The organism is Draconibacterium halophilum (assembly GCF_010448835.1).
Lineage (GTDB): Bacteria > Bacteroidota > Bacteroidia > Bacteroidales > Prolixibacteraceae > Draconibacterium > Draconibacterium halophilum.
This window is the reverse complement of record NZ_CP048409.1, coordinates 149,337-175,276: the sequence shown is the minus strand read 5'-3', so window position 1 is coordinate 175,276 and position 25,940 is coordinate 149,337. Positions and strand designations below refer to the sequence as shown.

22 protein-coding genes are annotated in these 25,940 nt (G+C 40.2%); 9 read left to right on the top strand and 13 right to left on the bottom strand.

All coding sequences use genetic code 11. From position 1 onward, the window contains the following. Positions 1-105: 105 nt before the first annotated feature. The 3 genes from G0Q07_RS00520 (at position 106) to G0Q07_RS00510 (ending at position 4,471) form a co-directional block, all read left to right on the top strand. On the top strand, positions 106-3,114 hold the full coding sequence (locus G0Q07_RS00520) for a sensor histidine kinase (protein ID WP_163344213.1): 3,009 nt from the start codon (positions 106-108) through the stop codon (positions 3,112-3,114). A gap of 140 nt (positions 3,115-3,254) precedes the next feature. Then, entirely contained in the window at positions 3,255-3,632 is a 378-nt protein-coding gene (locus G0Q07_RS00515; RefSeq protein ID WP_163344211.1) for a GxxExxY protein, read from the top strand. A 95-nt stretch (positions 3,633-3,727) separates the two neighbouring features. Beyond that, a complete protein-coding gene (locus G0Q07_RS00510) occupies positions 3,728-4,471 on the top strand; it encodes a LytR/AlgR family response regulator transcription factor (RefSeq protein ID WP_163344209.1) in 744 nt (247 codons plus the stop codon). Between the two features lie 95 nt (positions 4,472-4,566). Here the strand turns inward: G0Q07_RS00510 and G0Q07_RS00505 are convergent, their stop codons facing one another. The 3 genes from G0Q07_RS00505 to G0Q07_RS00495 all read right to left on the bottom strand — a co-directional run bounded on the left by G0Q07_RS00505 (position 4,567) and on the right by G0Q07_RS00495 (position 7,546). Next, on the bottom strand, positions 4,567-5,535 hold the full coding sequence (locus G0Q07_RS00505; protein WP_163344207.1) for a glycoside hydrolase family 130 protein: 969 nt from the start codon (positions 5,533-5,535) through the stop codon (positions 4,567-4,569). After that, a complete protein-coding gene (locus tag G0Q07_RS00500) occupies positions 5,528-6,832 on the bottom strand; it encodes an MFS transporter (protein WP_163344205.1) in 1,305 nt (434 codons plus the stop codon). Before G0Q07_RS00500 ends, G0Q07_RS00505 begins: the two co-directional genes overlap by 8 nt. A 276-nt stretch (positions 6,833-7,108) precedes the next feature. Beyond that, complete coding sequence (locus G0Q07_RS00495) at positions 7,109-7,546, bottom strand: DUF4395 domain-containing protein (RefSeq protein ID WP_163344203.1); 438 nt, start codon at positions 7,544-7,546, stop codon at positions 7,109-7,111. Between the two features lie 264 nt (positions 7,547-7,810). On the opposite strand from G0Q07_RS00495, the gene G0Q07_RS00490 reads away from it, so the two are divergent. Continuing rightward, complete coding sequence (locus G0Q07_RS00490) at positions 7,811-9,658, top strand: Xaa-Pro dipeptidyl-peptidase (protein ID WP_163344201.1); 1,848 nt, start codon at positions 7,811-7,813, stop codon at positions 9,656-9,658. A gap of 24 nt (positions 9,659-9,682) precedes the next feature. Beyond that, complete coding sequence (locus G0Q07_RS00485) at positions 9,683-9,907, top strand: hypothetical protein (RefSeq protein ID WP_163344034.1); 225 nt, start codon at positions 9,683-9,685, stop codon at positions 9,905-9,907. Between the two features lie 73 nt (positions 9,908-9,980). Here the strand turns inward: G0Q07_RS00485 and G0Q07_RS00480 are convergent, their stop codons facing one another. Together G0Q07_RS00480 and G0Q07_RS00475 are read right to left on the bottom strand one after the other, a co-directional pair. Further along, the gene (locus G0Q07_RS00480; protein ID WP_163344199.1) at positions 9,981-10,598 is read right to left on the bottom strand and encodes a hypothetical protein; all 618 of its coding nucleotides are present in this window, start codon (positions 10,596-10,598) and stop codon (positions 9,981-9,983) included. A 51-nt stretch (positions 10,599-10,649) separates the two neighbouring features. Next, the gene (locus G0Q07_RS00475) at positions 10,650-12,887 is read right to left on the bottom strand and encodes a GH92 family glycosyl hydrolase (protein ID WP_163344197.1); all 2,238 of its coding nucleotides are present in this window, start codon (positions 12,885-12,887) and stop codon (positions 10,650-10,652) included. A gap of 188 nt (positions 12,888-13,075) precedes the next feature. Here G0Q07_RS00475 and G0Q07_RS00470 point away from each other — a divergent pair, with 188 nt between their 5' ends. The 3 genes from G0Q07_RS00470 (at position 13,076) to pulA (ending at position 17,054) form a co-directional block, all read left to right on the top strand. After that, a complete protein-coding gene (locus G0Q07_RS00470) occupies positions 13,076-14,446 on the top strand; it encodes an aminopeptidase P family protein (RefSeq protein ID WP_163344195.1) in 1,371 nt (456 codons plus the stop codon). 113 nt (positions 14,447-14,559) lie between these two features. Beyond that, positions 14,560-15,108: a hypothetical protein gene (locus tag G0Q07_RS00465; RefSeq protein ID WP_163344193.1), complete on the top strand. Its 549-nt coding sequence runs from the start codon at positions 14,560-14,562 to the stop codon at positions 15,106-15,108. Next, complete coding sequence (pulA, locus tag G0Q07_RS00460; protein ID WP_163344191.1) at positions 15,108-17,054, top strand: type I pullulanase; 1,947 nt, start codon at positions 15,108-15,110, stop codon at positions 17,052-17,054. The genes G0Q07_RS00465 and pulA overlap by 1 nt, the downstream gene beginning before the upstream one ends. Here pulA and G0Q07_RS00455 read toward each other — a convergent pair. The 4 genes from G0Q07_RS00455 to tsaE form a co-directional block, all read right to left on the bottom strand. After that, positions 17,036-17,548 (bottom strand): hypothetical protein, encoded by a 513-nt coding sequence (locus G0Q07_RS00455; RefSeq protein ID WP_163344189.1) that lies wholly within the window; start codon positions 17,546-17,548, stop codon positions 17,036-17,038. The genes pulA and G0Q07_RS00455 overlap by 19 nt on opposite strands. Before the next feature lie 224 nt (positions 17,549-17,772). After that, positions 17,773-18,621: a LytTR family transcriptional regulator DNA-binding domain-containing protein gene (locus G0Q07_RS00450; protein ID WP_163344187.1), complete on the bottom strand. Its 849-nt coding sequence runs from the start codon at positions 18,619-18,621 to the stop codon at positions 17,773-17,775. A 17-nt stretch (positions 18,622-18,638) separates the two neighbouring features. Next, positions 18,639-19,850, bottom strand: coding sequence for an alanine dehydrogenase (locus G0Q07_RS00445; RefSeq protein WP_163344185.1), 1,212 nt, complete (start codon positions 19,848-19,850; stop codon positions 18,639-18,641). Between the two features lie 107 nt (positions 19,851-19,957). Continuing rightward, complete coding sequence (gene tsaE, locus G0Q07_RS00440; RefSeq protein ID WP_163344183.1) at positions 19,958-20,380, bottom strand: tRNA (adenosine(37)-N6)-threonylcarbamoyltransferase complex ATPase subunit type 1 TsaE; 423 nt, start codon at positions 20,378-20,380, stop codon at positions 19,958-19,960. A gap of 244 nt (positions 20,381-20,624) precedes the next feature. On the opposite strand from tsaE, the gene gcvH reads away from it, so the two are divergent. After that, positions 20,625-21,005, top strand: a complete 381-nt coding sequence (gene gcvH, locus G0Q07_RS00435) for a glycine cleavage system protein GcvH (protein WP_163344181.1) — start codon at positions 20,625-20,627, stop codon at positions 21,003-21,005. A gap of 111 nt (positions 21,006-21,116) precedes the next feature. On the opposite strand, the gene G0Q07_RS00430 is transcribed toward gcvH, so the two are convergent. The 4 genes from G0Q07_RS00430 to G0Q07_RS00420 form a co-directional block, all read right to left on the bottom strand. Then, entirely contained in the window at positions 21,117-23,669 is a 2,553-nt protein-coding gene (locus tag G0Q07_RS00430; RefSeq protein WP_163344179.1) for an adenosylcobalamin-dependent ribonucleoside-diphosphate reductase, read from the bottom strand. Between the two features lie 313 nt (positions 23,670-23,982). After that, a complete protein-coding gene (locus G0Q07_RS20120) occupies positions 23,983-24,558 on the bottom strand; it encodes a 3-deoxy-D-manno-octulosonic acid transferase (RefSeq protein WP_203532630.1) in 576 nt (191 codons plus the stop codon). Continuing rightward, entirely contained in the window at positions 24,531-25,223 is a 693-nt protein-coding gene (locus tag G0Q07_RS20115; RefSeq protein WP_203532629.1) for a 3-deoxy-D-manno-octulosonic acid transferase, read from the bottom strand. Before G0Q07_RS20115 ends, G0Q07_RS20120 begins: the two co-directional genes overlap by 28 nt. Positions 25,224-25,234: 11 nt before the next feature. Then, on the bottom strand, positions 25,235-25,924 hold the full coding sequence (locus tag G0Q07_RS00420; protein WP_163344177.1) for a lycopene cyclase domain-containing protein: 690 nt from the start codon (positions 25,922-25,924) through the stop codon (positions 25,235-25,237). Between the last annotated feature and the right edge of the window lie 16 nt (positions 25,925-25,940).

Below are 25,940 nucleotides of genomic sequence, written 5' to 3'. Positions count from 1 at the left end.
TTTTTGTGCCGTTAAATAAATCAATCCAACCGTTCGATAAGTTGCCCTTTTAAATTTCAATAATAGCAGCCAAATTTGAATAACATAATTTTTAAATTTATGGCTATGAAATCAATCCCAACTATAACGTTGTTACTTCTTCTGGTTTGCTGTTCCTCTTTTGCTCAAAACGAAACTATTCTTTTGCATCCTGAAATTGGTAAGAAATATATTTATCAGTTTAATAAATCGACTTATCATCTATCGAAAGATGAAAAAAAACTGGACGAAGTTCTGTGGACCAAGATTTTGGAAATAGAATATAGAACGACCGAGCCAGATAACAAAAAATTGCTATTTGTAACTGTTAGCAAAAACACTCTCCAAAAGCCTGGTGAAATTCCATTTGCATACAGGGATTACGAATATCCGGAGTTTCAAAATGAGTATTACGGAAGAGTGAGAACTGATGCGTATGAAAATTTGGTTTGTAATATACTTTTTAAATATGAGTTTAATGAAGAAACCAGTGAGCTTAAGCTTTACAACCGCGATGAAGTTTTATTGGCTGCTAAAAAGAGGTTAGACAAAAAAGCATTTGATCAAGTCTCAAAGGACCGACGAATAGAAGCTTTTAACACAAAGGCGATACCTCAAATAACCAAATATGTTCAATTACTTTATCAGGTAAATAATGAGTTGGTTGATCCGCAGGAATATGATATTAAGATTGCCACAAAGGATCATGTTTTATCGGTTTTGAACCGACGTTTAGAAAAAAAGCCTGGAATTTATGCGCTAAAGTATTCCGTGGATAATCAGGAAAAGTTTCTCAGGGATTATCAAATCATTTTGCAGGACTCAACTAAACGACCAAGCTTTATTGATGAAAATTATTATAGTATATCTTATAGCGAGCAGAACATCGAACTGGTAAGCATTAAGGCAAAGACAAGTAATCGTTTAACTGTTTCCGGAACTTTACGTGGCTTGGTAAATAAAAAGGTTACGCTGGCATTACTGCGTAATTCTTATGGAACAGAATTGTACCAGGAAACAACATTTCTGGATGAAAACAATTCATTTCATTTTGAAACGGAACTTGAACATCCTGGCTTGGTTTTTCTGCTATTTGGTCAAACTAACTCTACAATCGATTTACCTACAATTCCACTCTATGCTGAGCCGGGAAGCAATATTAACTTAACTGCAAACGGAGAATTCCCTTGGGATGTAGAGTTTTCTGGGGATTTTAATGAGGCTCAGGAGTTGCTTTATAATTTTAACAAGGAGCATAACTGGCTTAAACAAAGAATGAATTTTAATGCCGTAAACTGGTGGTGGATCTCCAATATGAAATTCGCTAATTTAAAAGATGCAATTGATAATCTTGATGCTAAAACGATGGCTTATAAAGACGTTATTCCCGAATATGTTTTCGATTTTATTACCAATGAGCTAAAAGCCAACTTAATGTGTGGTGTCCTGGAATTTCTTTCTACGTGGGAATATAAGCAGCGAGTGAAATGGGGACGAGTATATTTCCCAGAAGAGGATCTGGTAGACATAGACTATTTAAACAAGGTTTTAAATAAAGTTGCACTTCATGAAATATACAATGAATATGGCGTTTTCTCCAGACAGTTTGCCAACAGTTATTTGTCCAATTATTTTCAAACCGTAAAAAAGGTATACGATGTAAGTTATTTTGGCTACGCAACAATGACAACCGCGACAACTGAATTAAGATTTTATAGCGACTTACCGAATAAAATTGAAATAGCAAAAACTTTACTGGCAGGTCCGGCACTTTACGGACAAATTGCAGAAATGTTGGTTCAGGGAAAAACTACAATTGATAAACAGGAATCAAAAGCTACAATTTTTCGCCAAAATGAAGTTGATAAATACCTTGATTTGATTCTACGATTGTGCAACGATCCTGAATTTACTCAATCGCTTGAAAATATCATACACACGCAATCTCAATGGAACGAAAAGGATTATGTACCCGACACCAAATTCTTTAATGAAAAAGGAGAGGCAGAGTATTTAAAAGACTTTTTTGGTGAAAAACCAACTATTTTTTACGTGACGGAACGCTGGGGAGCAGGTCGCTATAGTTTTGATGAACTGGCGGAAAAGAATCCGGATATAAACTTTGTAATGGTAGTTGAAGGGAGTAATTATCAGGAGTGGATGGACTATATGTCAAGAGCAGAACCGGTTGCAAACCAACTTTTTCTTCTTAATACAGATGTTAGTATAAAAGATATTTTCAAATCAGGCTCTCGCCATATAATTGTTTACGACAATAACGGAGTACGTTTAGCATTTGCCTATGATCCACAGGATGCAATAAATTACGCCAAACAAAGTCTGCAGCCTAAAAAAAAAGAACTGAATAAATCGCAACTACAAATTATAATAGTAGTATTACTCAGCATCCTAACCATTTTGATAATAGGTTTACTATTATGGAAATGGCGGGTTCGGCAGCAATTCCGAAAGGAGGAGCAAAAAAGGCGACTCCGGGAGTTGGAGCTTACGGCTATCCGGAGTCAAATGAACCCCCATTTTCTTTTTAACAGTTTGAATTCGGTGCAAAACCTGGTTCAGCAAAACAAGGGCCGCGAGGCCCATTTGTATTTAAGCGATTTTGCCGGATTGATTCGAAAAGTGCTGAATAATTCAGAGAAGGAAGAGGTGTCGCTGGCCGAAGAATTGGAAATGATTCAGCAATATTTGAATTTGGAAAAGCTGCGTTTCAATTTCTATTTTGAAATTGGTGTTGATGACAAAATTGATGCGCACAATACGCAGATTCCATCGATGTTGATGCAACCTTTTGTGGAGAATGCCATTCTTCATGGCCTTCAGAATAAAAATGGTGAGAAACATCTAAAAATTGATGTTACGAAGAAAGACGCATTTGTATTAATCACAATCACCGACAACGGAATTGGCCGCACTGCCGCAAAAGAAATACAGCAACAAAAGAACGGGAAAGGCACAAAACTGATGAAAGAACGGTTAGAGATTCTTCAGCAAAAACAAGGTGAGAAATATGCGCTTACCACCACCGACTTGGAGGAAGGAACGCGCGTGCAAATTATTTTGCCTGAAGAAAAATAAAGAAGAGTTCACGCAAAGTAAATAAGGAGCGCAGAGTTTGTAAAAGACCTGCTTTGTGCCCTTTGCGAAATCTTAGTGTTCTTTGCGTGAACCTGCATTTTTACATAAATTGTTCATCATAAATTGTAAACTCGCAAATAATGAATGAAAACGACCTTTCTTACAAAACAATCGGAGCCGCAATCGAAATACATAAAGTTGTTGGCCCGGGGCTCTTAGAGTCAGCTTATGAAAATGCATTAGCTTTTGAATTGAGAGAAATGGGTTTTGAAGTTAAACAGCAAGTCCCAATGCCATTTGTTTACAAGTATGTAAAGCAGGATGTTGGTTACAGAATTGATTTAGTCGTTAACAACAAGATCCTGGTTGAAGTAAAATCTGTTGAAACTTTGGCTCCGGTTCATTATGCTCAAACTTTAACCTATTTGAAGTTGTCGGGTTTGAAACTTGGACTTTTGATTAATTTTAACACCAGTGTCCTAAAAGATGGGATCCATCGGATTGTAAATAATTTGTAATACTGTTTCACGCAAAGAAAAGGAGAAACGCAAAGTTCGCAGATGTACTTGGCGAATTCTGCGAAACCTTTGTGACTTTGCAAGAACTTTTTAAAATGCAGATAAAATCAATTATAGTTGACGACGAAAAACACGGCCGCGAAAATTTGGCTGGGCTGCTTGAGTCACATTGCCCGGATGTAATGTTGGTGGGACTAGCAAATTCAGTGAAGTCAGCTATCCAGCTTATTAAAAATGAAAAGCCGCAATTGGTTTTTCTCGATATTGAAATGCCCGGGGAAAATGGTTTTCAGCTGCTTGAGCATTTTGCTGAGATCAACTTCGAGGTAATTTTTGTAACAGCTTACGACAATTACGCGATTAAAGCCATACGCTTTTCGGCTGCCGATTACATTCTTAAACCCATAAACTACAACGAGCTGAAAACGGCTGTTGAAAAGGTGATTCAGCGCATTCAGAAGAAGGAAGAAAACCGGCAAATTCGTGAATTGAATCGTAATATTTTGCAGCCTGAAAATCCGCGTATTGGATTGCCAACCAATGATCGGATTGAATTTGTGGAAGTGAAAAATATCGTTCATTGCAAGGGAGAAAGCAATTACACACATATTTATCTACAAGAAAAAAAGCATTTGCTCGTAGCGAAAACACTCGTCGAGTTTGAGGACCTGTTAAAGGAATATGCTTTTGTAAGAACGCATAAATCCCATCTGGTAAACTTAAAACATGTAGTGGCATATTCGAAAACCGATGGAGGAACCCTAGAGCTTTCTAATGGCGATAGGATTTTAATATCCAGACGGAGAAAGGACGATGTGCTGAATTTACTAAAGGCATAAAAAGGTTCACGCAAAGAAATAAATAGCGCAAAGTTCATGAAGATTTTTCTCTGCGCCCTTTGCGAAACCTTCGCGTCTTTGCGTGAACTACTATTTTATATCGAATTTTCCTTAATAAAATCAATCAATTCCTGCTGGTAAGCAAAAGCCATTCCCACAACCGTATCGGCAGCACCGTAATAAACGGCTATTTTTTCACCATCGCTAAGTGCGGCACAAGGGAATACTACATTCGGTACATCGCCGGCCAGTTCGTAAGGCGCTGCAGGAGCCAGCAAATATGGCTGTGTGCGGTACAGCACTTTTGTTGGATCTTCCAGATCGAGAATGGCAGCTCCCATTGAGTAACGAAATCCATTACAAGTGTTGATTACACCGTGATAGAACTCCAGCCAGCCTTCTTCAGTTTTAATAGGAACCGATCCGGCGCCAATTTTTGTACACTGCCAGGCACTCAGCTCAAACGGAGTAACTTTCATTACACAGCGGTGTTCGCCCCAGTATTTCATATCCGGGCTGTAACTGATGTAAATATCGCCAAAAGGTGTATGACCATTATCGCTTGGGCGACTTAACATGGCGTATTTTCCGTTAATTTTTTCAGGGAAAAGCACACCATTCCGGTTAAAAGGTAAAAAGGCATTCTCACACTGGTGAAAGGTTTTGAAATCAAAAGTATAGGCAATGCCGATTGTTGGTCCGTGGTAACCGTTACACCAGGTTACCCAGTAGCGGTCTTCAATCCAGGTAACCCGCGGATCGTATTTATAATCCGATTCGATCATCTCCGTATTTCCGGCAACCATTTCAATGGGTTCATGATTGATGTCCCAGTTGATTCCGTCTTTGCTAAAACCATCAAAAATGTTCATCTGAACAGCTTTGTTGTCGCAGCGAAAAACGCCGGCAAAACCATCTTCAAAAGGCACAACAGCACTGTTGAAAATACTGTTTGATGTAGGAATTTCGTACCGGCCAATTACCGGATTTTGGGAATAGCGCCACATAACATCGGTGCAATTTTTAGGGCGCTCTTCAAAAGGTATGTTTACTTTATTAGCCATTTTTCTCTATTTCTATTTTTTCGTCATCTTCATTATCGGAGTGTCCGAAAGGCACAAATCGTGCAGCAATAAATATTGGAATGGTAGCTATCAACACCCAGGCAAAAAACATTTTATAGCCCAGCCAGTCGCTAATATAACCACTTAGCATCGATGGCACCATAAAGCCAAGATTCATTATTCCGGTGGCAAAAGCATAGTGTGCCATTTTGTATTTTCCGGGAGCTACCTGCTGCATCATAAACAACATTAGGCCAACAAAACCAAAACCATAGCCAAAATATTCGAGAACAACTGCGCCGCCTACCAGGTAAAGGCTCGATGGTTGATAATGGGCCAGCAAAGCATACACCAGAAAAGGAATATTAAAGGTACTAACCAGAATTAACAATGCTTTTTTTAATCCGCGGCGCGCAATAAAGTAGCCTGCAAGTATCGAACCTGCTACAAATGCAGCTGTTCCGAAGGTTCCGTAAATCACGCCAATTTCGGTGGTTGATAACCCTAGTCCGCCATCGGCAACGGCAGCTTTAAAAAACAGCGGTGCAATTTTTATGGCAAATCCTTCGGCAAAACGGTACAATACAATAAAGGCAATGTAACAGTAAATGTATTTTTTCTGAAAAAATGTTCTTAGTACATCCCAAAGTGTGGTAAATCCTTCCTTCAGGCTTTTTACTTCCGATGTCGAAGTTTCGCCGCCGGGTAACATGCGCGAGTGATAAAGACCTACTAGAGCCATCACGCCACCAATTCCAAGCATAACAGCTACCCAGGCATTTACCACGCCCATTTGTTTTTCAAGAATTCCGGCGATGGTAACAAATCCACCATAGGCCAGAAATTTCCCAACGTTATATGAAGCCCCCTGCCAACCAATGTATTTTGCTTGATCTTTTAATGATAGAACGCTGAGGTAAACGCCATCGGTTGCAATATCGGTGGTGGCACCGCTAAATCCAATAACCCCAAGCAAGGCAATGGTGTATGCAAAAAAGTTGGGTAGGGGAAGCGCAAAAGCAATTAATGCAAAAGTTATTGCCGTAATAAATTGGCTGGTTACAACAAAGAATTTCTTTGATTTAAACATCTCTAAAACCGGGCTCCACAATGGTTTTAAGGTCCACGGAAGCATAATCAGCGAGGTCCAGAACGCAATCTTCGAATCGGAGATCCCCATGTTTTTATACATGATAGCTGTTGATTGTGCCAGTACCATAAAAGGCAATCCCATTGCAAAATAGGCAGTTGGAACCCACAGCGCAGGATTAGTGACGTTGTTTCTTGTTTTTACCATCAGTGGTTGTTACCGTTACAAGTTGATAATCGAAAAAGCCGTGCGATTTTTTATAAATAAGTGAAGCAATTTTAAATAAATTTAAAAAGCTAGCCCACAAACTTCTTCGTAAACAATCCGAATGTCGACAAAAATTTAATATGAAGACTAAGAAATTTACACTCACCAATTTGTGTGACGGTGGCATTCTTAATTCGATTTGTTGGAAATGGAAAATAAAAAAGGCCTCTGTAATTAAACAGAAGCCTTTAAACCGAAAAATTGTATTAAGTAGAATTATTTATAAAATGGTAGTACGATATAAGTGTATATAATGCAGCCCATACAAATACCCAACGCAAATTCGAGCGATGCAAAAAATACCAGCATGCTGGCAACAATCATTGCTGCAGTGTTTAGCTGCGTTAAAAACAAGCCAACAATTATAAGCGACATTACGAAACCAAGTCGGGCAGCAAATATTTTTGGTGCTTTAGATATTGGTTTCTCTTTTAAGTTAAGTGCATTCGACAAACGATGACTAACATAACTAATCGGGCTGTGCTTTACCTGGGTAAAAGCACGCATAAAAAAGTCGGCCATCAGCACAATCAAAAAGATTGACGAATTCATTACAAAAGCTGTTATAACCAGTAAAATTCCAACTAGGGCGTTTATTCGGGTAATTTTTTCGTCCACTTTATCTTTCGATATTGGGCAAACGATTTGTCTCATAACTGTCGAATTAATAGTTGATGTAAATAAAATACAAATAACTCTTTAAATTAAGAAAAGGATGAATTATGCTTTAATTCCTTACAAATATTTAACAAAGTCTGTCATTCGTCATCAAATTAATCCTGAGTGTGTTTATATTTAACTTTTCAAATAAATTAGCCTGTTACCCCCTGTTTTTTGTAGGCATATCATAAAAAAAACTGTAATAAAACAGTCTGTGGTTGTGTTTTTACCATCAAGGGCTGCAAAAAAATTGTTAGGATGAAGAGTAGTAAAAAACTGATTTTAAGTGTTGTTTGTTTGGTTCTTGTTCAGTTGTGCCCTATTGATAGCCGTGCACAGAAAGAACCGGCAAAGCCTTTTTTTGAAAATGGAGAGGCGCAAATTGTAAAAGCGTTTGAAGATCCGGCTTACTGGATTCGCGAAGACCTTTGGGTGGAAACCGAATTTGACTCGGATGGCGATGGTCTTTTGGACCGTATGCATGTTGATGTAACGCGTCCACGACAAACCGAAAGCGAAGGATTAAAACTTCCGGTGGTATATAATTCAAGCCCGTATTTTGCCGGTACAGCAGGAAATAATCGCGAGTTTTTTTGGGATGTGCGTCACGAAATTGGCGAGAAACCAACCCAACATGTGCATCCACCCGAAATTCAACGACGAGGAAAAAGGCCGATCATTTCAAAAGGTCATGTGTCTACCTGGGTACCTCGTGGTTATGTTGTTGTTCATTCTTCATCGCCCGGAACGGGATTGTCTGATGGCTCACCAACAGTTGGTGGCGATAACGAATCGCTGGCACCAAAAGCAGTTATCGACTGGCTTTGCGGACGTGCAAAAGGTTACAAAACCAGAAGAGGAGACGAAGAAGTTGAGGCCTACTGGAGTACAGGGAAAGTGGGAATGACCGGAACTTCGTATAACGGAACACTGCCACTGGCAGCTGCAACAACAGGAGTGGAAGGTTTGGAAGCAATCATTCCTGTGGCACCAAACACTTCTTATTATCATTATTACCGCTCGAATGGTTTGGTGCGGTCTCCCGGAGGTTATTTGGGTGAAGATGTAGATGTGCTTTTCGATTTTATTCACAGCGGTGATTTGGATAAACGTGCATTTGCCCGAAAAACAGTTCGCGATGATGAAATGAAAAACGGACAGGACCGAATTACCGGCGACTATAATGACTTTTGGGCCGGACGTGATTACCTGAATGATATGGAGCCGATGAAAGCAGCTTTGCTGATGTCGCACGGGTTTAACGATTGGAATGTTATGCCCGAGCACAGTTATCGCATTTACGAAGCTGCAAAAGCAAAAGGAATTCCCACCCAGATTTACTATCACCAAAACGGACACGGTGGACCACCACCAATTAGTATGATGAACCGTTGGTTTACGCGCTATTTGTTTGGTGTAGAAAATGGTGTGGAAAACGATCCAAAAGCCTGGATCGTTCGCGAAGATGACGAACGCGACAAGCCTACGCCGTATAAAGATTATCCAAACCCTGATGCCAGTCCGGTGACGTTTTTCCTTACTTCAGGAGCACCTGCTCATGGTGCACTTGTTACCGTGCAGCCTTCAGAGCAAGCAAATGAAACGCTGGTTGATAATTACTCGTTTTCGGGAGAGGCACTGGCAGAGGCTGAAATTACAGAACACCGCTTAATGTATGTAAGTCCCGAGTTGAAAGAAGAACTGCATCTTTCCGGTAAATCAAAAATTACGATTAAAGCTGCCAGCAGCAAACCGGCCGTCAATCTTTCAGTTTACCTGGTGTCGTTGCCATGGAATAATGGTCGCCGTGTTAAAATTACCGATAATATTATCACCCGTGGCTGGGCCGATTTGCAGAATTATAAATCACTGCGTGAAAGCCAACCACTAAAACCGGGTACGTTTTACGAAATAACTTTCGAGCTGCAACCCGATGATCAGGTAATTAAAGCCGGGCAGCAGATTGGCTTGATGATTTTTTCAAGTGATAAAGATTTTACGCTTCATCCAAAGCCCGGAACAGAATTAACGGTTGATTTGAACGGAACAAGCATTGAGATTCCGGTTGTTGGCGGAGCAGATGCATACAATAAAGCAATTCAATAACACGGATTTCTAAATTGTAGTTTGATGAGACACAGATTATTTATTGCAGCATTGTTGGTTGTTTTGGTATTGAATGCAGCTGCACAAAAAACAAATTTTACACATCAGGATACATTACGCGGGAGCATTACGCCGGAAAGAGTTTGGTGGGATCTCACTTATTATCATTTAAATGTAAAAGTAGATCCGGCAGACAGTACAATCATCGGCAGTAATCTGATTCAATACTTGGATGCTATACTCTTCTGATACAGTTTAAAAAGTAAAAGAGCCTTACATAGATCGATAAAAGATCGTAAGGCTCTTTTTATATTCGAATTGGTTAGGAAACCGGAACTGATATCGTTCCGTCCATAAAGACTTCAAGTAAATCGCCCGATTCATCAAAAACAACAATTCGTTGTTTTTCAATCCACATGGCACAAAGAGGTCCACAGTAGTCCATCCAGTATAAATCGAGTGTTACCACATAAACCGACTCAAAATTTTGCGGCTCAACATTGTGGCCTTCAGAATTGGTGTCGGGTGAAGTGTAAACATCATGAAAAGAAACATTTGCCGTATAGGTGAATTCAGCGGTAAGAAAGAAAACATCGTCTTTGTTCGCATTGTATTGATCGATTAAGTCGGAATAATAATCAATGGCGTCGGTGGTAATGCAGTATGGAATCAGTACCCCATCAAAATGATTGTAATACCAATAAGCTGTTTCAGGTACTTCCATGCCCGACCATTCAGTGGCGTCAATAACATCCTGGCGTGGAGGGTAATACGATTCGCCTTTTGTGATCAATTCGGCCTCAAAAGTATTGTCTGAATTACGTTCGATCAGTTTGGTATAACTACGTTCCGGCATTTCAAGTTCGTCATCAGAACTGTCGGTGCATGAAGTAAAAGCCAGCAGTAGCAGGCTTAACAAGAAAAAATAACTAGTTCGCATTGTCTTTTGTTTAGTACACAGATGAACAATGTTTATTAAAGGTTGCGTGGGCTAATGTTCTGCTGACATAAAAAATTCCAGTTTGCCACCTTTCATCAAGTCTTCATGCGAAAAGAATGGCTCATTCAATGTCTCTCCGTTTAATAAAACTTTGTCGATGTATTTATTTTCTTTTGAATTGTTATGAGCAAGGATCTCAAAACTACCCCCAGGAACTCTCACCGAAGCTTTATCAACGACAGGACGCCCAATTGTATATGTCGGGTCGCCGGGGCAAACCTGGTAAAAACCAATGGCGTTTAATACATACCACGCTGACATCTGTCCGCAATCTTCGTTACCAATTATTCCTGCAGGTTCTGGCAGATAGAAATCGTACAACACGTGGTCGAGGTATTTTTGTGTTTTCCACTTTGCGTTGGTGTAGTTGTATAAATAAGCCATGTGGTGACTTGGCTCGTTTCCGTGTGCATATTGCCCAATCAGTCCGGTGATATCCGCCGAAGCATTTTCTCCCAATATCTCGGAGCTGGTTGTAAAGAGGCTGTCCAAACTCGATTCGAAAGCATCTTTACTACCGAACAAATCGACCATTCCATTCGTGTCATGCGGCGCAAAATAGCTCCACTGGTAGGCATTACCTTCGGTGTAGTCGGCATGATTATGATCGGAGTATTTGGGATTAAAAGGCGTACGCCAACTGCCATCGCCGTTTTTCCCGCGCATAAATCCTGTCGTGGCATCAAAATAATTTTCGTAGTATTTCGACTTTTTGTAAAACTCATCTGCTGCTTTATCGTCGCCGGCAGTTTTGGCAATTTCGGCTACACACCAATCATAATAAGCCATTTCAACACCATACGAAACGGAAGCTGTTATAGAATCAGATGGCACAAACCCATATTTCTCTTTGTAATAAATGTGCTTCATCATCACTTCTGCGGCACGTGTTCCTTTATGTTTTTCAAACCACTCGGGTTGCCATGTAGCTGATGTTATTGCAGCTTCCTTCCATACATTCAAATCGGCATTTGGAACCAAGCCTTTTGCCAGCGCATCGGCCATAACCGATGTTGCCGGATAGCCCACCATTGTTCCGGTGTAATTCGATGCCAACGGCCATTTCGGAAGAAGGCCTCCTTCACGGTATTTCTGAACCAGCGCCTCGGCCCATTCGCCGGCCTTTTCAGGTCGTATAATGGTAATGAGCGGGTGAAAAGCACGGAAAGTATCCCACAAAGAAAATACCGTATAGTTGGTAAATCCTTCGGGCGCCTGGCGGATGGTTTTGTCCATTCCACGGTAACGGCCATCTACATCCTGCGCAATAAACGGCGACATCATGCTGTGGTAAAGTGCGGTGTAAAAATTGGTTTTTACCGTTTCATCATCTGTTGAAATCGTAATTCCCTGCAGGGCGTCATGCCACCCGGCTTTGGCCTGCCTAACAGTTTGTGCAAAGTCCCACCCCGAAAGTTCAGCTTGTATATTTTTAGTTGCACCTTCTTCGTCAACCACCGATAAAGCTACTTTTACCAGCAGGGCTTTATTGTTATCCGGAAATCTGAAATGTAACTTGATATCTTTTCCTGAAAGTTTGGTTTCTGAGCTGGGTTCCCCTTCAGAATATATTTTTAGCCGTTCAAATTCCTCAGAGAATTCAATCCGGTAAGCAACCAAATGATCTTCGGCCCAGCCTTTTGTTTTCTGAACGCCTTCAAAAGTTTTATCATCAATTTGGTGAATGGTATTTTTTATCATTTTGTGTCCCCAGTTGGGCTGCAAAATGTGGCCCAGGTCGAGCAATACATTTCTATCGTTACTTTCGTCATAGGTATATTGGTGAAAGCCTACGCGTTTTGTAGCCGTTAATTCGGCAGTAACATTCAGGTTTTTTAGCCGCACTTTATAATAACCGGGCGATGCTGTTTCGTCTTTTTTGTCAAACAATCCAACAGGTTTTAACTCGTCGGAGTTGGAGTAAGGGAGCAAAAGTACATCGCCAAGATCGCCAATACCGGTGCCGCTCAAATGAGTATGACTGAAACCATAAATGGTAGAATCTTCATAATGATAACCGCTACTGGCATCCCAGCCCATAATGTGCGTATCCGGACTTAGCTGAACCATGCCAAATGGTGTGGTGGCTCCCGGAAAAGTATGTCCGTGAAATCCGGTTCCGATAAACGGATCAACGTAGTTCAATACATCCGATTCTGTTTGGTTTTGCTCTGAAACACATCCGGAAAGGAATAAAATAAGGGAGATAAATACAGTTAGTGCTCTCATTTCTTTTTATATAAATTTCGCGCAAAGGTACTTTTTAAAAAATATTAAAAAGAAAAAAATTGAAGGATTTGAATCATTTCGTGGTTTTATAGGTTGTGAAAGAATTGCTGTGAATGCAATCCGAACATTTGTCATAGTGAAAAATAGAGAATTTATTACATTCACGTTTTCATAAAAAAATTTCATAAATGTTTCACAAAGAGATTTACATCGAGCGTAGAAAAGTTCTAAAAGAGAAGGTTGGCGAAGGATTGATTTTGTTATTTGGCAACGATGAATCATCGATGAACTATGCTGATAATACCTATCATTTCAGGCAAGACAGCACCTTTTTGTATTATTTTGGAATACAGCATCCGGGGCTGGCCGCGCTAATCGATGTTGATAACGACAAGGAAATTATTTTCGGGAATAATTATACCATCGACGATATTGTGTGGATGGGGCCTCAGCCAACTATTGCCGAGCGGGCAGCTCAATGTGGTGTGTCAACAGTTTTTCCGTTGAAAGAATTGTCTTTGCATGTTGAGAAAAGCAAGAAGATTCATTTTCTGCCGCTTTATCGTCCCGAGAATAAAATAAAATTATTTGAGCTGATTGATGTGGCGCCAAAAGACGTGGCGAATACCTACTCGCTCGATTTGGTAAAAGCAGTGGTTAGTCAGCGTGAGATTAAAACCAAAGAAGAAATCGAACAGCTGCATCAGGCAGTTGATGTATCGGTTGATATGCACGTAGCGGCCATGAAGTTTGCACGTCCGGGAATGACCGAAGCTGAAGTAACAGCCGAAATCCACAAAGTTGCAGTGGCAGCAGGAGGAAACATTGCTTTTCCTATAATTGCTACAAAAAACGGACAAACGTTACACAATCATTTTCATGTCAACACAATAACAGAAGGTGACCTCTTTTTGGTTGACGCCGGTTACGAGAATGAGTTATGCTATTCGGGCGACCTATCCAGTACTTTCCCGGTGAGTAAAAAGTTTACGACCGAACAAAAAGAGATTTACGAAATATCGTTGGCAGGACATGAAGCTGCAATAAATGCACTGGAATTGGACAAACCCTACAAAAATGCGCACATAGCAGCGGCTACCACAATTTTCGATGGATTAAAAGCAATGGGCTTCACAAAGGGAAATGCCATGGATGCTTTTGATAGCGGTGCACACGCTTTGTTTTTCCCTTGCGGAACAGGCCACATGATGGGCATGGACGTACACGACATGGAAGATCTGGGTGAAGTGTGGGTGGGTTATGATGGGCAGCCAAAAAGTAAGCAGTTTGGCTTAAAGTCGCTTCGCCTGGCAAAACCGCTGAGAGCCGGGCATGTATTTACCATTGAGCCTGGAATTTATTTTATTCCACAACTAATCGATCAGTGGCGCGGACAAGGCAAATTCAACGATTTTATTAATTGGGAAAAGGTGGACGGTTATCGGAATTTTGGGGGAATGCGTAACGAAGAAGATTTTGTGATGACCAAAAATGGAGCACAGTTACTGGGTAAACCAAAACCCAAAACTATTGATGAGGTAGAAGCTTTGCGAGGATAAATTGCTGATGCTTACGTGTTTCACGTTAAGGATGAATAGCAACCTTGCGAATCCTGCAAGTATCAGCGATCTTAAACCAATAAAAACTTTACTTTTGCCCCAAATTAGCAACAATGAAGAAGGGAAGTATTCTTGCCGTTTTATTATTAAATTCGCTATGGCTTTTTGCCCAAAATGAGGTAGGCCCTGAAGGACATAAATTGCTGTGGGTGTTGCTGTTTTTGGCTGCAATAACGGTGGCTTTTATTGTAAGTGGCCGTTCTTATATGAAGAAATCAAAAACGGAGCGCCGACCATTTTTTCAATTAAAAAGGCTGAGCATCAAGCTGGAGAAGGATGCACTTTTTTATCCTGATAAATTAATTCTTACCGTAATAAATAATGGCTCAACAGCTATCGATTTAGATCAACCGCTTTTGGTATTCGATAATTTTTGGTTGAAACGAAAGTTTAAACTAAAGGGAATGGATAACTACAATTTTTATCCACTTTATCTTGAAGGCGGAAAATCACATCAGTTAAAAATTGATCTGAATCGTTTTTATTCGCACGATAAATCACTGAAAAAGTATCCTAAGGCCAAGATTTATATGAAAGATATAAAGGGGAAAAAGCTGGGGCATAAAGCGGTTTTTTTACGAAAAACATTAGTTAAATTTTAATGCGAAACTGGAAATTTAATCATATCGATTTTTCAACTTATCCCGGGTATGAGGGGAAGGATTTGGGTGTTTTTTGGTCGCCCGAAAAGACTACAATAAAGATTTGGGCACCAACCGCTAAAATGGTGGAATTGCGCTTATATAAAGATGGAGTGCGTGGTGAGGCCTATCACAAGACCAACCTTCAGAAAAAAGAAAAGGGAATTTGGGACACGGTTCTTACCGGCGATTACGAAGGCAAATTCTATACTTTTAAAGTAAACGATGGCGAGTGGCTGGAAGAAGTTCCCGGAATTTATGCCCGCTGCGTTGGCGCCAATGGTTTGCGTGGAATGATCTATAATCCAAACACAACGAACCCTGAAAACTGGGTATACGACAATGGCCCGCGATATAAAAGTTTTACTGAGGCGGTGATTTACGAAACGCACGTACGCGATTTTTCCATTGCCAAAAATTCAGGTATTGAAAACAAAGGGAAATTTCTTGGATTTACGGAAGAAGGAACACGATCGCCAGAAGGGGTAAAAACGGGCATCGATCATTTAAAAGAATTGGGCATTACACACGTTCATCTTTTGCCGGTGAACGATTTTGTAACGGTTGACGAAGAAAAACCACTTGAAAAATACAACTGGGGTTACGACCCCATGCATTATAACGCACTTGAAGGTTCGTATGCAACCGATGCTTATGACGGGCGAAAACGTATTGTCGAGTTCAAAGAATTGGTAAAAGCATTGCATGCCAGCGGGATAGGCGTAATTCTGGATGTGGTATTTAACCATACCTACTACGCCAAAGAATCGGTATTTAACCAAATAGTACCTGGGTATTTTTACCGCCAAAAAGAGGATGGATCGTTTTCAAATGCATCAGGGTGTGGAAACGAAGTGGCTTCGGAGCGCGAAATGGTGCGGAAATACATTATTGATACCCTTAAATATTGGGTGGAAGAATTTCATGTTGATGGATTTCGTTTCGATTTGATGGGCATTCACGATATAAAAACCATGCAGGAAATTCGAAAATCGTTGAATAAGATCGACCACGGATTGTTTCTTTACGGCGAGGGCTGGGCGGCCGATCAAAGTCCAATGCCGGAATCGAAACGTGCTGTTAAGCGAAATACTTCAGCAATGCGAAAAATTGCCAGTTTTAACGACGATTTTCGCGATGCACTAAAAGGCAACCACGGCGATAAAAAATCGAAAGGTTTTGTTAGCGGACTCGGATTGCGTGAGGAAGCTATAAAATTTGGAATTACTGCCGCCATCCATCATCCTCAGGTGAATTATGGGTATATCGAAACCGTACAATCAGCCTGGGCTGCCGAACCTGATCAGTGCATTAACTATGTGTCGTGCCACGATAATTACACGCTTTGGGACAAATTGAAACAAAGTTTGCCGAAGGTGAGCAATGAAGAATTACAAAAACGTGTGAAACTTGCCGGAGCACTGGTTTTAACATCGCAGGGTGTGCCGCTCTTACACGCCGGTGTTGATTTTTGCCGGACAAAAGGTGGAAATGGAAATTCATATAAATCGCCCGATTCGGTAAATCAAATAGACTGGAGTCGTAAAAATGAATTCATTGATGTTTTTGAATATTTTCAGAAACTTATTCAGTTACGAAAGAATCATCCGGCTTTCCGAATGACTACTGCCGACTCCATAAGAAGAGACCTGAATTTTTGCACGGAGTATCAAGTCGGTGTGGTATCATACTGTTTAGATGGTAAATCAGTTGGCGACAGCTGGTCGAAGATATTCCTCATTTTTAATGGCAATAAGGTAGAAGTTGAGATTCCTTTGCCTGAAGGAAATTATAGCGTTGTGGCCGATGCCATCAGTATTAATGAAGAGGGGATGGAAATTGTTGAACAATCGGTTAGGGTAGATCCTGTTTCGCTTAAAATCCTTGTTCAGGCAGAAAACGGGTGAATGTTTCGCGAAAAGTAACCCGAAAATCCCAATAAAGAATACGCCGTTTGTCGTAATTTTTCTTTTCTGAAGTATGTGCTGTAGATTCGTCTGGTTGTGTTGCTTTCAACATCCCGCACAAAAGGGTCAAATGTCGCCTGGTTCAGAATAAGGTGATCAACATTTTCAAAATCGTTGGGTTGCGTATCAAACAATTCTCCTTCTGCAATGATCTTTTTTCCAGCGAGCTTGCACTTTTCAATAAGATTTACTGTTGAAAGCCGTTGTTGCAAATCTGCTTTAATAATTACATAGTCGGCCCATTGCAAATCTTTTGTATTCAGCTTTTCCTGGTTGAGGTCCAGTAATTTTCTTTCCCAGGTAATTGGTAGCTGTATAGAAATCTCAATGAGTGCACGTGGATCTTCAGTTGGCTTGTTTAAAAGCTTCTGAAAAAAGGCTTCAAATCCTTTTGTGGTGTTCTCTTTTTCCGGATAAATCAGTAATATGTTCATGGCTATAAACTTTACATTGTTTCATGTGCTTTCAAATTAACGACCATTTTATTCGAAAAAAAAGTATTTGGGATTTCTACCCTGTAAATGTGATAATTTACGTTGATTTGGGATTTTTGTCATTTATCAGGGATAAGCGACAATTATCCCACCATTCGCTTTCAGCAGTTATTTTAAAGCGATATTTACAAATCAACAAAGGAAAAATTTATGGGGAAATGTGTTTAGGATGTTTTTAATGCCTCTTTTAAATGGAGAACGTATTGCCTTGAAACATGAATTTCCTGAGGGTAATCGAAGAGATTCAGAACCAAACCATCGGAACCGCGCGATACTTTTTTGATGTAATCTTTGTTTACCATGCATGAGCGATGACAACGAATGATTTTCGCATATTTTTTAAGTAAATTTTCTGTAGATTTCATGGTATTCCTGATCAGCTTTTTCTTGATTTCATCGTTTTGTTTGTAGATCACTTCGATGTAATTGTTTGCCGATTTTATTAAAATTAGCTGCTCGAGAAAAAGGGTGAAATATTCCGTTTTATTTTCCGATTCGAACTCAATTTCTTCAGGAACCTCTAAGGGCTCGCTTGAACTGGTTTCTTCCGAACTAAACTCCAGCTTTTGAACTTTCTTTTTCAGTAGATAAAACTGGTTGGTAAGCACCACTACTACTGTGGCCGTTATTGAAATGATAACGATGTTGATCACAATTGGAAAGGTCATTGGAATGCGCCCCACATAGCGTGCAAAAAACGCAAAAGCTACCGAGTTGAAAATTACAAAGAGCAGATCGATGATAATTTCCTTCAAGATGGTCCAGCGTTTTTCGGAAAAAGCAGAGATAAAAATGGAGGGAATAATCAACCGGAAAATACTAAGCAAAACCAATGTTATGGCGCCAAATGCTGCAAGGATGATGAGGCGGTTGTTAAAATCAGGATTTTGAATTTCGAAAGGCTCAAAGAACAATAGAAACAAAAAAATGCCCAGGCTCACCGATGAAATAGAGCGTATGTTTACTTTGAGGTTGTCGTTAAAAGGATATTTTTTGTTTAGCGAATCCAGCATTACAAATTCTTTGTTGATTAAAATACAGCGAGTAACAAATCAATGTCTTTTGATGCGATGTTGAACATGCGGCCAACATCGTGGTTGGTTAAAATACCATGATAAATGTAAACTCCTTTTCTGAATCCTTTCGACACTTTTATGTAGTTTTCAACCCCGCCGCTGTCACCAATGGCAAGTAATATCGGGATTAAAATATTACTCAGCGAAATGGATGCTGTTCGTGACACCATAGCGGGAGTATTAGGAACACAGTAATGTACAACCCCGTGTTTGGTGTATGTTGGATTTTTGAAATCAGTACATTTCGAGGTTTCAAAGCATCCGCCCTGGCTAACGTTCAGGTCAATAATTACCGAACCCTCTTTCATCTGTTTTACCAGATCTTCTGAGACTTTAAATTTTGGCGGTGTGTTAAACGAGGTGGCTCCAATAACTGCATCGGCCGATATAAGTGCTTTGCGCAAAACTTTAGGGTAGAATACTGAAGTAAAAACACGTCGGCCAAGTTTCTCTTCCAGTTTGCTGAGTTCGTAAACGGAAGTATCAAATACCTTTACAAAAATACCCAGTCCGAGTGCCGCACGAGCTGCATATTCGGCTGCGGTGCTGGTGCCAATAATTACCAATTCGGCTGGGGTAACACCGGTAACCTCCCCAAATAAAACACCTTTACCGTTGCGCGAGTTACTTAGGTATTCGCTGGCGATGGTAATTGAGGTAACTCCTGCAATCTGGCTCATTTGGTGTACAAAAGGAAGAAAACCATCTTCGTTTTCGAGGTACTCGAAAGCAATGGTTGTTACCTTTTTGCGCATCATTTTCTGAATCGATTCGTTGGAATGCGCCTGAATATGCATGTTGGAAATGATAACCTGGTTGCCGCGCAGGGCATCAATTTCATCGCAATCAAAAGGTGCGATGCGTAAAATAATGTCGCACTGAAAAGATTCTTCTTTTGTTTCAACAATAGTAGCTCCGGCTTTTTGGTAATCTTCATTGGTGTAGCTGGCTGATTTTCCGGCGTCGCGTTCAATTAAAATTTCATGGCCGTAAGAAACCAGTAAATCAACAGCTTGCGGCGATAAAGGGACCCGGTATTCAACTTTGGATAAATCGGAAGGAACGCCAATTTTCATTTTTCTGCCCTTGCTTTTTACCTCCAACATCTCCTCTTTGGGCAGAAGCATGGTTTTTGGTATCGATACCTTTTCTTTTGCTTTTTCCATGGTTGGAATTTATGTATAATTCTGATGAATTCAACAGCACCAATTTACAAGCAAAAGGGGAGTTTTCAAAAAAAAATAAGTCGGAAGTAGAATGTGGTATTCAGAAACTAAATTTCCTGCGCTGTTATCAGGCGCGTATCATCTTCCTGAACTTCAATTTTTACCTCAACCATTTTCTCCGGAAGCAGCGGTTCAATCATTTCCGGCCATTCAATCAGACAGTAACTTCCGCTGTAAATGTAGTCTTCGTAACCCAGGTCGAACGCTTCTTCAATAGCTGCTATCCGGTAAAAGTCGAAATGAAAAATGGATTCAAGATCGGCGGTGTTGTATTCGTTTATCAGCGCAAAAGTAGGACTGGTAACGTTGTCGTCCGATCCCAGTGCCCGGCAAATCGATTGGATGAAGGTTGTTTTGCCAGCCCCCATTTTTCCGTAAAATGCAAACACACGGTCGTCACTAAATGCTGTAATTAACTCCTTTGCAGCAATTTTAAGCTCTTCGGGCGAATTGATCTTTTTTGAATACATTTGTTGTAACAATTTTTGCAATTATACAAAAAGCACCACATATTTTAGACCCCTGAAAACAAAATGCGATAAAAATCACGTAAATGCATGGGCGTAAGGGGTATGTTTTTCAGTAAAATGTTTTAATTTTGGCAAAAATCATGAATAATTTTTCAATGTGAAGTACGCCAGGCGAATTTGAAAGAAAGACAAATGTAAAGGCAAGTTTCATCCGATACGATTTAAATAATTAAAAACTAAAAATATGAATATTCCAGCTGATTTGAAATATACGCAAGACCACGAATGGGTACGTGTTGAGGGAGATGTGGCTGTTGTTGGTGTTACTGATTTTGCTCAGGGAGAATTGGGCGACGTTGTGTTTGTTGAAATTGAAACGGAAGGTGAAACGTTAGACAAAGGCGAAACTTTTGGAACAGTTGAGGCAGTGAAAACGGTTTCTGATCTGTTTATGCCGGTTGGAGGAGAAGTTACTGAGTTTAACGAAGATTTGGCCGACGATCCGGAATTGGTAAACAAAGATCCTTATGAAAAAGGGTGGATGGTTAAAATTAAAGTGGCTGATGCATCAGAACTAGATAGTTTAATGGATGCCGATGCTTACAAAGCAATGATAGAAGCTTAAGAGATTTTATAGTAGATGTAAATGCCTCATCGTTTTTCGGTGGGGCATTTTTTGTGCAAAAAAAACCGGAATCGATATCGATTCCGGTTTTGTATAGTTTGTTCGAATTTATTATCCGCATTTTGAGCAGCCACAAGACAGGCAGGTCAAACAGCCTTCCTGGTATACTACATCGTCAGATCCACATTCGCCACATTTTGCATCATCAGCAATTGTTCCGTCCGGAATGTATTTCTTCAGTGCACGTGCAACTCCTGCTTTCCACGAGTTAATGGTTTCGTTATCCAATTGCAGACTGGTTACCAGCTCAACAATTTTATGAATGGGCATGCCGTGGCGCAAGGTTCCCGAAATTAATTTGGCATAATTCCAGAATACCGGATTGAATTTGTGCGACAAACCTTCAATAGTGGTTTTGTAACCACGTTTGTTGATGTATTGGAAATCGTAACGCGAATCTTCACCTTCCCAGCTTTTAATAATATAACCTTTGGTTATCGAGCGAGGCAGTAAAATTCCATCTTCGTCGTCGTGCAAACCAGTGAAAATCTCGTAAGGTTTGCCATCCATTAATCCAATAAAAGCAATCCACTTTTCCTTATTATTTTGGAAACGTACAACGTCGGCTTCCAGCTTGTCAGGACGGTTTAGCGGAAATGAGCCGTCTTCTGTTTTTTTCTTGTTATCATCGTTTGATATAAGAACGCCCGAGCGTGAGCCATCGCGATAAACGGTAACTCCTTTACAACCGCTCTTCCAGGCTTGGAAATACAAGTCTCCAACCAACTCTTCTTTTACATCGGCAGGCAGGTTAATGGTAACCGAAATCGAGTGGTCTACCCATTTCTGGATTTTTCCCTGCATCCGAACTTTGTTCAGCCAGTCAACATCGTTTGATGTAGCTTTGTAATAGGGCGACTCCATAACCAACTTATCCAATTCTTCCTGAGCGTATTTGCGAGTGGTATCGTAGCCATTCGCTTTCATCCAGGTTTTAAAGTGATGATGAAAAACTATGTACTCTTCCCAGTGATCGCCAATATCATCAATAAAATCAACACGAACATTTTTGTCGTTTGGATTTACTTTTCGGCGGCGTTTGTACACAGGAAGGAAAACAGGTTCGATGCCTGATGTTGTTTGTGTCATCAAACTGGTTGTTCCGGTTGGTGCTATGGTTAACAAAGCAATATTTCTACGGCCGTATTTTACCATTTTTTCGTAAAGACCATTATCTGCATCTTTAATACGGTTGATCAGCGGATTGTTCTTTTCACGCTCTGCATCGTAAATAGAAAAAGCTCCACGATCTTTTGCCAGGTGTACCGATGAACGGTAAGCTTCAATGGCAATAGTTTTATGAATTTCTTCTGAGAAGTCAGTTGCATTGTCGCTACCATAGCGTAATCCTAATGCCGCCAGCATGTCGCCTTCGGCAGTAATACCAATTCCGGTACGGCGGCCTTCTTCGGCTTTGCGACGGATGCTTTCCCAAAGATTTTTTTCTGTGAATTTAATATCTTCTGCTTCAGGATCATCTTCAACCTTTTCTATAATGGCATCAATTTTTTCCAGTTCAAGATCGATAATGTCGTCCATAATGCGCTGTGCATAATGGATGTGTTCTTTGAACAATTCGAAATTGAACTTCGCATCTTTCGAGAATGGATTTTCTACGTATGAGTATAAGTTGATTGCTAATAAGCGGCAGCTATCGTAAGGACACAACGGGATTTCGCCACAAGGATTGGTAGAAACTGTGCGGTAACCGAGGTCGGCATAACAATCCGGCACCGATTCTTTAATAATCGTATCCCAGAAAAGAATTCCGGGCTCAGCCGATTTCCAGGCATTTTTTACAATTTTTTTCCAAATTTTACCTGCATCGGTGCTTTTGGTGTAATGCGCTTTACCATTGATTGGGTATTGCTGCGTATAAGGTGTTCCTGATTCAACGGCCTGCATAAAATCATCCTGGATTTTTACCGATACGTTGGCTCCGGTTACTTTGCCATGTTCCATTTTAGCATCGATAAAACTTTCCGAGTCCGGGTGTTTTATCGAAACGGAAAGCATAAGTGCACCACGGCGTCCGTCCTGAGCAACTTCGCGTGTTGAGTTCGAGTAGCGCTCCATGAACGGAACGATTCCGGTTGATGTTAAAGCCGAGTTTTTTACCGGCGAACCTTTAGGACGAATATGTGACAGGTCATGACCCACTCCTCCGCGGCGTTTCATCAATTGCACCTGTTCCTGGTCAATTTTCATAATCCCACCATACGAATCGGAATCACCATCGTTGCCAACAACAAAACAGTTGGATAGTGACGCTATTTGATAGTCGTTTCCAATGCCGGTCATTGGTCCTCCTTGTGGAACAATATGTTTGAAATCTTTTAAAACGCCATAAATTTCGTCTTCGGTTAAAGGGTTTGGGTAGCGTTCTTCAATGCGTGCGATTTCTTTTGCAAGTCGATGGTGCATGTCGTCCGGTGTTAGCTCAAAAATATTTCCGAACGAATCTTTAAGGGCGTACTTGTTCACCCAAACTCTTGCTGCCAAATCGTCTCCACTGAAGTACTCGAGCGAGGCGTTTACTGCTTCATCCTGAGAGTAAATTTTTTTGCCTGCCGGGGCTTTTACGGATACTTCGTTTACTGCCATTTTTTTCCTGTAAGTGTATTAAATATTATAAGAATGTATATTCGAATTTCTTAGATGTCCATCACAACAAATTGTGTAATGCAAGATAGGACAGAAAACAAATATTTAGAATTTATTTGAGGCTTAATTAATTAAAAGTTATCAACTTTGATTTGTTATGAGGCAGTGGCACAGGAGGATAGGTGTTTGATAGTCGAAAAAAGTTTACCAAAACTGAAAATTTGTATTGTACGATGGAGATTTTTGTTAACAGAATATTACTTGTAAAAATTCAATTTTTCGAAGAATATTTTGCCAACAAAAAGCGTGCTGCTTATTCCTTTTTGTTAAAAACTTTATTTATGATAATTTTTGTAGAGCCCACATTATTTTCTATGTATTTTTTACAGATTTCTGAAGCTTTTTGCAGGCTCTTTTTGTCGTTAAGGAGCCTATTCAGTAAAGCTTCCAGCTCCGAAAAATTTTGAATTGGGAATGCTCCTTTTTCGTTTACCAGATCAACAGCTTCTTTAAATTTGAGGTAATTGGGGCCAAATAAAACAGGCAGCTTAAAAGTGGCAGCTTCCAAAATATTGTGAATCCCAACACCAAAGCCACCGCCTATGTATGCAATGTTTCCGTACTGGTATAACGATGATAAAATACCAATGGAATCAATTATTAACACATCGTAGGTATCGATATCGGAAATATCGGCTTTACTGAAACAAATCGCCCGTTTTTTTAACAATTCCTGAATTCTGTTGATATTTGCGGGTGCAACCTCGTGCGGAGCAATAATGTACTTCACATTACTGTTGTTGTTAATAAACGCTGCAAGCAGCTCTTCATCGGGTTTCCAGGTGCTTCCTGCAATAAGGGTTACGTTTTCTCCCTTAAACTTTTCCACAATCTCAAATTTTTTTGCACCTCGGGCAATTTCTGCCACGCGATCGAAACGGGTATCGCCTGAAATGGTGAAATGTTTAATGCCGATCTGTTCAAGAAGTTTGGCTGAGGTTTCGTTCTGTATAAAAATGTGCTCGAAACTGTGTAGTATTTTTTTGTACCATTTTCCCCAGGGGTAGATTTAAAAAACTGCTGGGTTTCTCTGAAAATAGCCGAGATAATATACAATGGAATCTCCTGTGTTTTGAGTTCCGTAATGTAGTTGTACCAGAATTCGTACTTTACAAAGAATACTTTTTTGGGACGAACCAGACGAATAAAATCCTGTGCATTCGTTTTGGTATCCATTGGTAAATACGAAACAATATCAGCACCTTCATAGTTTTTCCGGATTTCGTAGCCCGATGGCGAAAAGAAAGTTAGTATTATCTTGTAGTTGGGATACTGTTTTTTTATTTCCTCCAGTACCGGTCGTCCCTGCTCAAATTCGCCCAGCGAAGCACAATGAAACCAAATGTACGAGGCATTTTTGTCGACAGCCGAACGAAGCTGCGCTTTCCAGTTTTTACGCCCGGCAACAAACAGTTTTGCCTTCTTGTTAAACAAAGCCGCAACTCGGATAAAAAATCCATAAAATAAAATTCCAAGGTTGTAGATTAAACTCATCGTTTTCTGAATTAATAATGCCGCCGGCTGCTTAAATATTCGTAGATCGTTACGTTAATCAGTAACAACAAAAACAAGTAGCCGATTTTTTCTACCGGAACGCCCAAAAAGGCCAATCCCATTGTGTGGGCCGAATCGTAAACGATTGCCGGAAGTGAATTTAAAATTGCCGAGACAATTAAAAAAGGTATTAATGAAATAACCAGCGCCAGGTAGAACTTGGTATAGTACTTTTTAAAGCGGTTGCGAAAAACGGTGTAACCCAAATATATTGCCGACAGGAAGAAGGTAAAAAAACTAAACATTCGGGTACGGAAAACGTAAGCTAAAACGCCTGTTATTAACAAAAGTACAAGGCTGACTATCACAAAAAATTCGGGCTTTTCAAAATCTTCAAAACGAACTTTCAGCCACTCGTATATGTAGATGGATGATAAGGGAATAATAAGAAATTCAAGCCACTCTTCAATGGGTAACCTCAGCAGTTCAATTCCGGAAAGATAATCGGGGTTAAAGCTCCAGATTCTCATTTGTGTGAACCGGATGTCCCACATTACAAAAATAGCCCCGGCAAAAATTATGGCAGGTAAAATATACTTTAACCTGAAAACAAAACGCACCTTTTTCTGAAAGCTGAGTGTAATCGGAATTACCAAAAAGATCAGCAATAACAACAGGTACGACAGGTTTTTTATATCCATTTTTCTGAATTTTCAG

Bases quoted from the DNA above. Each gene is read 5' to 3' on its own strand.
- G0Q07_RS00520 (WP_163344213.1), top strand. From the start codon at position 106: ATGAAATCAATCCCAACTATAACGTTGTTACTTCTTCTGGTTTGCTGT.
- G0Q07_RS00515 (WP_163344211.1), top strand. From the start codon at position 3,255: ATGAATGAAAACGACCTTTCTTACAAAACAATCGGAGCCGCAATCGAA.
- G0Q07_RS00510 (WP_163344209.1), top strand. From the start codon at position 3,728: ATGCAGATAAAATCAATTATAGTTGACGACGAAAAACACGGCCGCGAA.
- G0Q07_RS00505 (WP_163344207.1), bottom strand. From the start codon at position 5,535: ATGGCTAATAAAGTAAACATACCTTTTGAAGAGCGCCCTAAAAATTGC.
- G0Q07_RS00500 (WP_163344205.1), bottom strand. From the start codon at position 6,832: ATGGTAAAAACAAGAAACAACGTCACTAATCCTGCGCTGTGGGTTCCA.
- G0Q07_RS00495 (WP_163344203.1), bottom strand. From the start codon at position 7,546: ATGAGACAAATCGTTTGCCCAATATCGAAAGATAAAGTGGACGAAAAA.
- G0Q07_RS00490 (WP_163344201.1), top strand. From the start codon at position 7,811: ATGAAGAGTAGTAAAAAACTGATTTTAAGTGTTGTTTGTTTGGTTCTT.
- G0Q07_RS00485 (WP_163344034.1), top strand. From the start codon at position 9,683: ATGAGACACAGATTATTTATTGCAGCATTGTTGGTTGTTTTGGTATTG.
- G0Q07_RS00480 (WP_163344199.1), bottom strand. From the start codon at position 10,598: ATGCGAACTAGTTATTTTTTCTTGTTAAGCCTGCTACTGCTGGCTTTT.
- G0Q07_RS00475 (WP_163344197.1), bottom strand. From the start codon at position 12,887: ATGAGAGCACTAACTGTATTTATCTCCCTTATTTTATTCCTTTCCGGA.
- G0Q07_RS00470 (WP_163344195.1), top strand. From the start codon at position 13,076: ATGTTTCACAAAGAGATTTACATCGAGCGTAGAAAAGTTCTAAAAGAG.
- G0Q07_RS00465 (WP_163344193.1), top strand. From the start codon at position 14,560: ATGAAGAAGGGAAGTATTCTTGCCGTTTTATTATTAAATTCGCTATGG.
- pulA (WP_163344191.1), top strand. From the start codon at position 15,108: ATGCGAAACTGGAAATTTAATCATATCGATTTTTCAACTTATCCCGGG.
- G0Q07_RS00455 (WP_163344189.1), bottom strand. From the start codon at position 17,548: ATGAACATATTACTGATTTATCCGGAAAAAGAGAACACCACAAAAGGA.
- G0Q07_RS00450 (WP_163344187.1), bottom strand. From the start codon at position 18,621: ATGCTGGATTCGCTAAACAAAAAATATCCTTTTAACGACAACCTCAAA.
- G0Q07_RS00445 (WP_163344185.1), bottom strand. From the start codon at position 19,850: ATGGAAAAAGCAAAAGAAAAGGTATCGATACCAAAAACCATGCTTCTG.
- tsaE (WP_163344183.1), bottom strand. From the start codon at position 20,380: ATGTATTCAAAAAAGATCAATTCGCCCGAAGAGCTTAAAATTGCTGCA.
- gcvH (WP_163344181.1), top strand. From the start codon at position 20,625: ATGAATATTCCAGCTGATTTGAAATATACGCAAGACCACGAATGGGTA.
- G0Q07_RS00430 (WP_163344179.1), bottom strand. From the start codon at position 23,669: ATGGCAGTAAACGAAGTATCCGTAAAAGCCCCGGCAGGCAAAAAAATT.
- G0Q07_RS20115 (WP_203532629.1), bottom strand. From the start codon at position 25,223: ATGAGTTTAATCTACAACCTTGGAATTTTATTTTATGGATTTTTTATC.
- G0Q07_RS00420 (WP_163344177.1), bottom strand. From the start codon at position 25,924: ATGGATATAAAAAACCTGTCGTACCTGTTGTTATTGCTGATCTTTTTG.